10 protein-coding genes are annotated in these 12,423 nt (G+C 30.1%); 1 reads left to right on the forward strand and 9 read right to left on the reverse strand.

Features of this window, described 5'->3' with window-relative positions; genetic code table 11:
* Positions 1-6 precede the first annotated feature (6 nt).
* From I4V16_RS14600 to I4V16_RS14640, 9 genes are all read right to left on the reverse strand, one after another.
* Entirely contained in the window at positions 7-987 is a 981-nt protein-coding gene (locus tag I4V16_RS14600; protein WP_049178978.1) for a queuosine synthesis, read from the reverse strand.
* Positions 988-1,074: 87 nt separating this feature from the next.
* Positions 1,075-1,716, reverse strand: a complete 642-nt coding sequence (gene spoIIR / locus I4V16_RS14605) for a stage II sporulation protein R (RefSeq protein WP_195541835.1) — start codon at positions 1,714-1,716, stop codon at positions 1,075-1,077.
* 58 nt (positions 1,717-1,774) lie between these two features.
* Positions 1,775-2,617 (reverse strand): 4-(cytidine 5'-diphospho)-2-C-methyl-D-erythritol kinase, encoded by an 843-nt coding sequence (ispE, locus tag I4V16_RS14610; protein ID WP_099329237.1) that lies wholly within the window; start codon positions 2,615-2,617, stop codon positions 1,775-1,777.
* A gap of 133 nt (positions 2,618-2,750) precedes the next feature.
* Positions 2,751-5,366: a cyanophycin synthetase gene (gene cphA / locus I4V16_RS14615; RefSeq protein WP_195541836.1), complete on the reverse strand. Its 2,616-nt coding sequence runs from the start codon at positions 5,364-5,366 to the stop codon at positions 2,751-2,753.
* On the reverse strand, positions 5,338-6,183 hold the full coding sequence (locus I4V16_RS14620; RefSeq protein ID WP_049178974.1) for a cyanophycinase: 846 nt from the start codon (positions 6,181-6,183) through the stop codon (positions 5,338-5,340). The genes cphA and I4V16_RS14620 overlap by 29 nt, the downstream gene beginning before the upstream one ends.
* A gap of 186 nt (positions 6,184-6,369) precedes the next feature.
* A complete protein-coding gene (locus tag I4V16_RS14625) occupies positions 6,370-7,932 on the reverse strand; it encodes an SPOCS domain-containing protein (RefSeq protein ID WP_049178973.1) in 1,563 nt (520 codons plus the stop codon).
* A gap of 537 nt (positions 7,933-8,469) precedes the next feature.
* Positions 8,470-8,706: a Veg family protein gene (locus I4V16_RS14630; RefSeq protein ID WP_027097089.1), complete on the reverse strand. Its 237-nt coding sequence runs from the start codon at positions 8,704-8,706 to the stop codon at positions 8,470-8,472.
* 241 nt (positions 8,707-8,947) lie between these two features.
* The gene (yabG, locus tag I4V16_RS14635; RefSeq protein ID WP_049179961.1) at positions 8,948-9,811 is read right to left on the reverse strand and encodes a sporulation peptidase YabG; all 864 of its coding nucleotides are present in this window, start codon (positions 9,809-9,811) and stop codon (positions 8,948-8,950) included.
* 293 nt (positions 9,812-10,104) lie between these two features.
* The gene (locus I4V16_RS14640; RefSeq protein ID WP_049179959.1) at positions 10,105-11,103 is read right to left on the reverse strand and encodes a CotS family spore coat protein; all 999 of its coding nucleotides are present in this window, start codon (positions 11,101-11,103) and stop codon (positions 10,105-10,107) included.
* 104 nt (positions 11,104-11,207) lie between these two features.
* Here I4V16_RS14640 and I4V16_RS14645 point away from each other — a divergent pair, with 104 nt between their 5' ends.
* Entirely contained in the window at positions 11,208-12,338 is a 1,131-nt protein-coding gene (locus I4V16_RS14645; RefSeq protein WP_049179958.1) for a glycosyltransferase family 1 protein, read from the forward strand.
* Positions 12,339-12,423 lie beyond the last annotated feature (85 nt).

A 12,423-nucleotide genomic window follows, 5' to 3' on the forward strand; every position in this document is an offset into this window, starting at 1 on the left:
CTCCTATTAAAGTAAATACTTAGAAACTTCTTCTTCTGTTGCTGGTTTTACTCTTAACTCATTTTTAAATGGAGTACCAAAGTTTCCAAACTTAACATCCACTTCAGCCTCATCTCTTCCTTTACTATATCTTGAGACCAACTTACATGCCAACTCTTTATCTTTATCCTTTGCATCACCATGAATTATTGCCATAGCTCCATTAAAATGTGATGGTAAAAATACTAAATCTTCCTTGCTTAATATTTTCTTTATTTCAGTTCCTTCTTCTGCAGTTCTAGTAACAATTATTTTAACATTATTAGAAGATATAAAATGTCTACCAAATCTTAATAAATCTATCTCTTTTTGAGTTAGATTTTCATTTCTATTTAAGGCATCTCTTAATCTAATAGAATAGTTAGGTTCAGTAAGCTTACAACCACCAGCAGGAGATGGATATTCCTTTATGCCCCATTTTTCTGCTAATTCCATTTGTGGTTTTCTACTTCTACCAGAAATCTTTAATAACTTTTCTCTATCCACTAATCCATTAAGCTCCATCTCTGTTGGATCAAGGTTTAAAGCACATAATGGTCTTAATATTTTATTTGAAAATCCAGATTCCTTTTTAACTATGTTTAAAGCTTGTCTATTTTGAGACATAGGTCTTTGATTTAATACTTCTCCAGTTATTATAAAATCCGCATTAAACTCTTCTAATAACCTTCCTGAATGTTTCATCATTAAAGCATGACAATCAATACATGGATTCATATTTTTTCCCCATCCATGCTTTGGATTCTTTACCACTTCAAATTGCTCTTCTGAAAAATCTACAACCTCAAGTCTTATTCCTATTTGTTTTGTCATCTTTATTGCATTTTCTTCATTAAAGAAATATGATTTAAAGCATATTCCTATCACTTCTATACCTTGATCTTTTATTAACTTTGCAGCTAGAATACTATCCAAACCACCTGAAATCATTGCTAATGCTCTAGTCATATTCTTTTCCTCCTAAAACTTTATTCAAATTATAGTTTATGATTATTATATTTATTAATCAAGTGGTAATTTATTTTTGTTGTAATTTTATCCAAATATACTTTTAAAAAATTCCAATATTTTAAACTTAATTACAGGTTTGTTTTCCTCTTCTTCTTCCTCTGCTTCCTTATTGCTTAATATTTGAGAATCTAAAACTTCCTTGCTCTTATCTTCCTCAACTTTTCCCTTAGTAACATCTATAAAACATAAAGGTGGAAACATAACACACCACCAATTTTTCCCCTGGCCACTTCCTATAATAATTCTAAAAGCTTCATATCTACCTTGAGGTAAAGTTAAATTACCATAAGACTTCTCTGGAAAGTTCTCATGGGACAGCTCAATTTTAACGTTATAATTATATCCATTATCACTTATTACTTTATTAGCAATTTCTTTTACCTTATCTTCATTTTCTAAAAGGATACTTCTTGATTTTTCTATTGAATCAGAGTCCTTTAAATATGGATATAAATACTTAATAACTTCATCCCTAACCTTTAACTTTAAGGTTTGATCCTCATCAGTATCACTATTTGCTATTACATGAAACCTTATTAAGGTGTCCTTTACATCTTCATAATTATATACAGTTTGTCCATCTTTATCATAGTCTAAATTTGTACACCCACTTATAATGCTTGTACATAAGATAATTAATAATACTAAAGTAATTCTCTTTTTCATAATAAAAAAACCTCCTTATAGCTTAAATTGTTGCCACAAGAAGATTTTTTATACACATCTATACGGTTCTTGTTATAAAAGTATCGTTATATTTCTTTTTCATTTCATCATAACATCTTTGTGCTTTCATCATATCATCAAAGAATGCAAAAACTGTTGGTCCACTACCACTCATCATTGCCTTTATAGCTCCTAAGGACTCCATTTCTGATTTTATAGAAGAAATTACCTTATGTTTTTTTAATGTTACATTTTCTAGTAAGTTCTTCATATTCTTTGCTACTTCATATAAGTTATCTTCATTCATATAAGTAATAACTTTATCAGTTTCAGGATGATTTTTAACTCTACCTAAGTCAAAATTCTTATATACATCTTTAGTAGAAACACCAAATGGTGGCTTAACCAAAACAATTATATGATTTTTAAATGGTTTAAGAGGAGTCAATATTTCCCCTATACCTTCACAAAGAGCCGTTCCACCATTAATACAATAAGGGACATCTGCCCCTAATTTCACTCCCAATTCCATTAATTTTTCATTATCTGCATTCACTTGAAATAACTTATTCATTATTTTTAATACAGCTGCGCAGTCTGTACTACCACCTGCAAGGCCTGCAGCTACTGGTATATTCTTTTTTATATTTATTGATACTCCTGACGTAATATTAAATGTATCTTTAAATAATTTAGCAGCTTTATATGCTAAATTTCTTTCATCCGTTGGAACATAAGGCTTATTACATGTAATTTCAATTCCACTTTCTATTTTTTCTATTGTTATAACATCATAAATATCAATATTTTGCATTATCATTTTTAGCAAATGATATCCGTCTTCTCTTTTCCCCACAACGTCCAAGGTAATATTAACCTTCGCATAAGCCTTTTCTCTCATGTTCTTCTTTCCTTTCTCCTATATATAATTAAATAAATTTTATCATATAGAAAAAAAATATTAAAGTTTTATGCCTAAATCCAAAAAATGGACATTTTCTAAGCCGAAAATTATCCATTTCTTATAATTCTATTTAGAGATTTGCTAAATTCAAATTATCCTCTTCATGTTTATATTCCTTAATTAATTCTACAAGTGGTTCTAACTCCTCGTAAAATACTATAATAGTATCTCCTATAGTACTTGAACTCAATGATTTTCTAAGAGCTTCAACCTCATCCAAAATCACTCTACAATCTTTGCAGTTGCTTTCCTTAACACCTTCTTCAATCAGCTTAGCAACTTCATTTATCTCTCTTCCTCTTCTGTCCTTATCCTCTTTTATAATAACCCTATCCATAGATTCACCACATAGTTTACCTATATCTCTCATCATCTTATTAGTTCTATCTCCAGGCACACCAATAACACCTATTAGATTATTTTTTATATCTATGTTAGATAAGGCTTTTAACACTCTCTTATAACCATCAATATTATGACCATAGTCTAGAATAACTCTTACTCCATCTATATCATATATATTAAATCTCCCAGCATTACAACTATTATTAAGCTTAAATGACTTAAAGCCTTTAGCAATCATGCAGTAATCAATTTCTAATCCTACAAGCGCTGCACATGCTGCCATGGCATTTTCTAAGTTATAGTCAAGTATACCATTCAATGTTATTGGAATATTATTAATATTTAAAAGCTTATACTCCCTATTATTATTCATAACAGTAAGAGTATTATCTTTAATATATATGGATATTCCACCTGATTTTATATTTTCTACAATTAGCGGATTATCACTATCTTTAGAAAAGAAAATCTTTTTAGCTTTAAATCTACTTAATATATTTTTGCTCCAATTATCATCTGCATTAATGACAACATATCCATCCTCTTTAACAGCTTCACCAACTAAAGCTTTTACAAAGGCTAATTGTTCAATGTCATTTACATCATCAATTCCTAAATGATCTTCTGTAATATTAGTTATAACAGCTACATCTGCTACATCATAGGCTAGCCCTTTTCTTATAAGTCCCCCTCTAGCAACCTCCAATACAGCAATCTCTACATCCTTGTTTTGAAGTATGGTCTTAGTACTGTTATATCCTGTATCATCACCTTTATCTATACACTTTCCATCAACATATATCCCTTCAGTTGATGTCATTCCCACTTTATGTCCCATTTGTTGCAGTACATGAGATATCAACCTAGTAGTTGTAGTTTTTCCATTAGTACCTGTTATAGATACAACAGGTATATTACTAGGTACTCCATTATATTGCATATTTAATATAGCTTCACCTATATCTCTTGGTTTTCCTTCACTAGGATACAAATGCATTCTTATTCCAGGAGCTGAATTTACCTCCATAACTGCCCCTCTACCATATAAAGGTTTAGATATATCATCAGTTTTAATATCCACTCCACATATATCTAGTCCTATAGCTTTAGCAGTACGTATACATATTTCTTTATTTTCTTCGCATATATCATCTGTACAATCTATAGCCATACCACCAGTGGATAGATTTGCATTTGCTCTTAAGAATATTCTTTTACCTTTTTCAGGCACAGATGACAAAGTAACCCTTTGGTTACTTAACTCATTTATTATTTGACTATCTATCTTTACCTTAGTTAAAGGTTTTTCATGATCATATCCTCTATTAGGATCATCATTAAGCTTTCTAATTAATTCTTTTATATTATTAACTCCATCTCCAACTACAAAAGGAGGTACCCTTAATGAGACTGCCACAACAGTATAATCGACAACACAAACTCTATAATCATTACCTTCAATATACTTTTCTATTATTAAGTCATCAAATTCATTTTTTAATGAATTATAATGGCTTACTAAATCATGCTCATTTCTGATATTAATTATTACTCCTCTACCTTTACTTCCAAACCTAGGTTTTATTGCAAGGGGATATCCTATTCTTTCTCCTTCTTTCAATAATCCTATTATATTACATACCTTATCCCCCTCTGTAACGGGAACATTTTGTCTCTTTAAAAGCTCTTTAGTAAGGAGTTTATCAGATGCTATATCTGATGAAACACAACTAGTGTTAGCACCTATTGTTGCTTCTATAATTCTCCCTTGTTTTCCATACCCTATTTGATAGAAACCACTATCTCCGAGTTCAAAGAAAGGCATTCCATATCTCTTAGCAGCATCTAAAATAGATTGTGTGCTAGGACCTACACTCTCTTTAATCATAAACTCTTTCAACAATTTAAACCTTGCTTCGTAGTTTATAGCTTCTTTATCTATTAGAGAATTTATTATATCAATAGCTAATCTAGCTACTTCTATTGCTGTATTCCTATATTCGTATTGAAATATAATATAGTATATGTCCCCTTTTATTTCTCTGGACTTACCATATGCAACTTCTATTCCCAAATTATTTTGAATAGCTATTATTATATGCTCACAAATATGAGCAAGATATGTTCCTTCTTTTAATCTTTTAACAAATCCATGTTCTTCATCAATTCCACACCTATGTTCATATAGTTCTGGAATAATTTTTAATAACCCTTCATTAAACCCATCTATATTCCTACTTGGAATTTCTGAATAACCACATAAATCAACATCTAATCTAATACATTTTTTATGAGAGTATATATTTTTCCCTTCAAATACTCTCTGACTTATTATCTTCATTGTTAATTAAATCCTCCTCAAAAGGTACCTTTCTAACAAGATCAAATTTATTTCCTTCTTTTAGAACATGAAGCTTAACATTGTATATGCTTAATACCTCTTCAGAATATTGCTCTGATACATTTGTATACGATATTCGGCTTCCATCTATAAAATATACTGCCCCTTCTCCTATAACTTCCACATTTCCATTTTTATTAACAATAATTGCTGTATTTTCATCTATTCCTATCCCCAACACTTCTGGATTTTGAGCAACTCCTGATAATAATCTTCCTATTCTTCCTCTTTGGGCAAAATGTTGGTCAATTATTACATTATTTATTAATCCTAGACCTGGAGACATCTTTAATGTACACTTTCTTGGTGCTTCTTCATCATTCCCCTCTATTATCATAGTATCGCTCATAACAGAAGCTCCTGCTGAAGTCCCAACTATATATATCCCGTTATCTGCCACTTCCTTAAGAGCATCATAAACTGGAGATCCTCCAATAAGACTAGTTATTCTAAGCTGGTCTCCTCCTGTAAAAAAAATTAATGATGCATCTTTTATCATGGCTACATTATCATCCTTAAATGCATCTTCTCTCTTACTTATATCTAATATATCTATGTTTAATATTCCCAACTCTCCAAATGCTTTTCTATATTTTTCTGCTGCTTCTTCCGGGTATTCTGTTGCAACTGTTGCAATAACTAAATCATCCTCTTCCTTCTTAATACATTCACATACTTTTTTTAATACTTCTTTTCTACCCTCTTTATCTTCAGCTCCTCCGATAATAATTAAATTTCCACTTAATTTTTTATTCATTAGATCACCTCAAATCATGCATTTGTTATTGTTTCCATTGCTATAAGTAATTATTCAAAAATGTATATAAAATAAAAATTTCATATATGTCATTCTAAAGCCTACATTTATCCTTCTAAAAAAATAAAAAAGGTAGGTTGAAGGCTTATATTCCTTTAACCCACCTTTTGACTCTAGTTTTAAGTATTAAAATATTGCTCGTCCAGGTATTATTAACTTATCTCCAATTTCAATACTGTCTGGATTTTCTACAGAATTCATCTTAACTATAGCATCCACAGTAGTATTATATTTTTTTGCTAATGACCACAAAGTATCTCCCTTTGTAACAACATATATAGTAATACTAGCCTTTTTCTTTTTAGGTTCTTCATCTAACTCAATTACATCAGAAATAAATTCTTTATTTACTTCATAAGAAAGTTTAGCCCCTACAGATATTGTAGCTTTAACTGCAATTGTATTGGCTTCTATAGATGCATCAATAGCTTCTAGGTTACTATTAACTATTGCTTTCATACCTTCTTTAGCACCATTAATATCTAATACAACAGTGAATGGTATATCACCACTTATTTGTGAATAACCAACCTCTTCATCTGTTGTCTTATAGATAACATTGGCCTTAATTACACCTTCTACTGTCACCTTGTCATCTGTAACCTTTTTGTCTGTAACTATTATATTCCCAGTTGCTCCCACAATAAATTCAGGCTTATAATTACCTTCCTTTATAGTAATATTATCTTTTATTATAGCCTCTGTAGCTTGAGAACCATGAATAACTCCTATTTCATAGCTATCTTTTCTAAGTTCTAATGGGAATTTTGGAGAGTAAGCGTCTTTAATTATTTCTAATATTTCATCAGAGAATACCTTAACGCTACACTTTACCAAAAATTCAATATTCATTATTCTAGTTTCACCTAGGTCATCTTCTTCTAAGCCTATATCAGTATTCTTTATTTCATAAATAGCTGATGGTAACATATTAGATAGTACACCAACCATTTCTTCTTCTTTTGAAAGGTACACATCATCTTGTAGGCTTACTATTTCTTTAGAATCAGCACCTAAATATAATATGTTCAACTTACAGTAACATCCTAAATAAACCTTATCTTCTGCAACTTTAACCTCTCTTTTATGAAGAGTCATAGAACACTTAAGGATTTTTGAAACTTGTGGTTTATCCATGCCAACTCTTAGAACTGATTTTCCTATAAGGTCAACTTCTTTGCTACTTACTAGCCTATTGATTGATTCTGTATTTTTTAATACTTCTACACCTTCAGTACCTTCTATGTCTTTTACGAAATCAAATTCAACACTTTTATAAACTTTCCAGTCTAGGTCAATAACGCCTTCAATAGCTATCTTTCTTTCATTCATAATATTAGCATCAATATGTTCTACCTTGCATTCTACTTCACAAATAACTTTATGTTCTCCTTCATCAAGGTCCAAGTAATTAGTAAACTTCTCAGCATAGCTCACAGAATTAACCATCATATTATCTTCTCTTGGAATGTAAAGCACTGAATATTCTACCTTACCTTCCACCATGACTTTATCCCCTAAAACCTCTTTATTACTAATAACAGGTCTAGCTTCTACTGATAGAATCTGTTGTACATCTGGATGAGTATCAGGAATTAAATACTCATCTTTCAATATTGATGTTGAGCCATTTTCTCTTATCAATTGTTGAAATTGAACATTTTCTTTTATAACATCTATCTTTGACATTTTATCCCTCCCATAAAATACCTACTATTATTTATATAATTCACACGGGAGATTTATGACTTAAATTTAAATTTATGTTTAACTTTATAAATGTAATCGAATTCTGTCTATTTATTAAATTTTTTTCGTATTTTTCACTAAAATTATGTTGACAATTAGTTTTATTTGTCGTAATATTATCTTGGTTATTGACCATATAACCTCTCATAAATTCTCAATACCCTTTTATACCATAGTTGAAAGATGGAAACCCACCATCTTTCTTTTTTTTACTGTATAGAGGAAAATATAAAATTTTAATTTGCTATAAATCAAAGGTATTATTACATTTTCATATTAAAATATATAAAATCAAGGATAATAATTTTATAATTTCCTTACCTTTAGTAGAAAGGAAATAAATGTCCACCCCACATTTTTATATTTATATTTATATTTATATCTATATCACAACTAAAAATATGCATTTCTTATATAGTTAGCTAAAAATATTTACACAAGAAAAAAAACTCCGATTTAAGAATCGAAGTTTATTAGTTAACTTGGAAATACCAATTGAACTGTCTTAGTTAACACATCTGAATAACTGTATGTCACTGTCCTTTGGGTGTCACTTTCTAATCTAATTACAAAAATGCTAGGATAAACGCTTTCTAATACTCCATCATTAACCAAAATCTTTTTGCGTCCACCGTTAGCTTTTAATGTAACCTTCTCACCTAAGTGTCTTTCGATGTCCTTTTTAATGGTAGCAATAGTTTTAATCTTTTCCATTTAAACACCCTCTTTCCTGACTTTAGTATACATCTTTTCCAGTTTTATGTCAATAGAAATTTAATATTTTATCATTTCTAAATACTATTTGTCAATATATTTTGTAATTTTTTTTACTTACTTTTATATTATTCTAAAAAAAGCTTATTTTTATGCATCAACCAAAAAAGATATAGCATTAAAGATAACTTTTATATTATTCAATAAACTTAATCCAAATTTACTTTAAAATATATTCAACCTATATATATGGAGATTTAGGATATCCTTCCCTATACTTTCCTCTAGTTTGTAAACCTCCAATTCCCTTTATACCAGTAATTGTGTTTTCAATAACATCAGTTATAGAAACAACCTGATCAATTCTTGTATAAGCTATCTTTTCACATACAAACACAGGATCTAAACAGTGAATTAATACTCTATTAGGACTAGATGCAAAATTAGCTCCAGCATCTAACATACATTCATAACAACTTTGGCATGCACCTGCAAAAATAACTAATTCATCGTAACTTGCGTTATAATTTCTTAAAGCCTTAACTGCTTCAATATAATACTTGGAATTTCTATAGCACTCCACGTCTAAATAATTTTCTGCATTTTTTAAAACGCCATCATGACCAGTAAGTACTACTATGTCTGGCTTAATTTCTTTTACTAGATCTACAATAACTTCTGGTTGCTGCCTCTCACTAATTGCTCTACCAACAGCATCCAAAGATAATTGTTTATATACCTTTAAGCAAGTCTCCATATACTCACTATCTCCATCCACATGAAGTATCTTACCTGGCCTACCAAACATTAATTCCTTACTGGTCATAAGTTTTGGGGATTTACTCATTCTAGTTAACACATCTCCCCTAAGAGCTACTGCATTCTTAATTGCTTTTGAAACTCTACTATTAAGTATTTTTTCTTGTGTTCCAACATAATCTTCATTCACTGTCTCTAAATCATCTGCTTTTGAGTCAGCAATTATTCTTATACTGATACCTTTAAGAATATATACTGGCTCTCCATTCTCTTCTCTAATATCAATTACCTTAAAGGTAATATCCCTATCATAAGATTTTCTAACTACTGTATCTCCTATAACCATAGCTTCCTCGCTTTTATTGTTGTTACTATTATATGAAAACAAATAAGAAACTGTTCCTTTGTCCAAAAAGGTTATAAAAAAATTACGAATTCCCATATTTATATATTTATATATTTATATATTCTTATATTTATATGTTTTTATATTTATGTATTTATATATTTTTATCCTAAGTTATTTTAGCAAATAAAGAATAGCTTCACCGCCAACTCCCTGTATGCTTAAGATTTTTCCACTCAAAATCTTTATGCTCTCTAGACGTTAAAAAAAGACGACCTTCTGGTCATCTTTTTTTACAACTCATATTCAGATTTAAAGTCATCTAATAGCTTCAAATATTTTTCCTTTTCATTTATTATACTTTGAAGTTTATTAGTAAAGGTACCTTGTCCCCAATTTACTTCATTGTAATAGTACCTATTTGCTAACCTCCAGTATCTTTGAGGAAATTGTAAATATGCATATAAAACCTGATATTCTTCTTTTGATAATGGTGATACAGAGTTATAGGATTCAATTATTGCTTTTGCAAAATTAATATCCCAGTCAACCCTTTTAAGTACTTTAATCATAAAATTAGATATGTCAAAGGTTCTAACTTCACGCTTACAAAAATCAAAATCAATAACATGTACGTCATTATTATCATCTAAGATTATATTATGATAGGTAAAATCATGATGACAAAAACTCTTTTCTTTTTCTGTTACTGAACACAAATCATAATAGGCTGAACTTTGTAAGGTATCAAACGCTTTTTTACCCATTTCCTTGTAAAATTCCATAGATTTTAAGTATAATAGGTCAAACTCACTCTTGTTATTTTTCTTTCTTATCATATCTCTCATTTTATCTAGTGACTTAATTCTTTTTTCCATTAGATGTGGCCAACGACCTAAATCACTTTTTAACTTTGAGTTTTCAGGTGGATCATATCCCTTAGACGCTTCATGCATAGTGGCTAATGTCTTAGCTGCAAGCTTTACTTCCTCCACATTATGAAAGTCACACTCCCTACCTTCTAACCACTCAGAAAGTGTATATAAGTCTTCATTAACTAGTGCATAAGGTTCTCCTTCTACATTCAAGAAGTATCTATCAACCATATTAAAACCATTTTTAATAAGATGTTCTTTCGCACCATATACAAATAGTAATTTTTGAGGCCCGTAGTTAATCTTTTTTAAACACCTTTCTCCTTTGTTGGTCCTTAAATAGTAGACTCCTTTGTTTGCTTTTAATACTTCAATTTTAATGTCAAACTGTCTTTCTATTTCAAATTCTCTCATCATAGTCCTCACCTCCTCTATATTTATATGTGCCTTTTATTTCTTTTATTAACAAAACTTAACTCATTTTAATATAATAGAGCGAGAGTACTATGAAAGGATACATCATGAAGATTGGCATAGACGGCAGGGCCGCAAAATGGTACAGGGGGACTGGTATAGGCACCTATACTCATCAACTTATTTCTAGCTTAAATAATTCAGACAAAGATAATGATTATCTAATTTTTTTGCCAGATGGTTCTTCTTTAAAAAATTTAAATGATAATTTTCGTGTTGAACCAGTAAAAGCAAATTTACAGGAAAACTTTTGGGATGAAGTTAGCGTTCCTAATATCCTAGATGATCATAGTATGGAGCTTTATCATGTTCCTCAAAATGGTGTTGGACTTTCAGAAAATATAAATTGCCTAAAGGCCATCACATTACATGATATAATTCCTTTAAGAATGCCTGAAACTGTAAGTGACAGATACCTAAAAATATTTAATGACGAATTGCCCAACATGCTTAAGCAATGTGAAGGTATAATAACTGTATCTGAATTCTCTAAAAAAGATATTGCTCAAGAATTTAATTTTCCTGAAGAAAAAATATTCGTTACACCTTTAGCCGCTGAGGATATTTATAAACCGCTAAGTAAATGTAAATGCAAAAAATTAATAAAAGATAAATATGGTATAGAAGATAATTTTGTTCTTTATGTTGGTGGATTTAGTCCTCGTAAAAATATTATTGGATTAATAGAAGCTTTTTCTTTAATTCCACCTGCTAAAAGAAAAAAATCTAAGTTAGTCATTACAGGCAATAAAGGCTTTTCCTATCCTAAATATCAAAAAAGGGCTGATGATTTAGGAATTTCAAATGATGTTATATTTACTGATTTTATTCCATTAGAAGACCTACCAGTATTTTATAATGGTGCTGAAGTTTTAGTATATCCTTCTCTTTATGAAGGTTTTGGTCTTCCGCCACTTGAAGCTATGGCATGCGGAACACCTGTTATAGCCTCAAATATAACTTCTATTCCAGAGGTTTGCTATGATTCTGCTCTACTAATTAATCCTTACAATATTGATGATTTAAGCTATGCAATTGAAAGAGTATTAAATGATAGTCTTTTAATGCTTACCATGGTTAAGAAAGGGTTATTAAGAAGTATGAATTTCTCATGGCAAAAAACTGCCCAATTAACTACAAACGCCTATAGGGCAATGATTAATAATGAACATCGTTAAAAAACGAGATCGAGTAGGAGCTAAATAATTATTTTATTTAGCGTCCTCTCACACCACCGTACGTACCGTTCGGTATACGGCGGTT

Source organism: Clostridium sp. 1001283B150210_160208_E6 (assembly GCF_015669365.1).
Lineage (GTDB): Bacteria > Bacillota > Clostridia > Clostridiales > Clostridiaceae > Clostridium > Clostridium paraputrificum.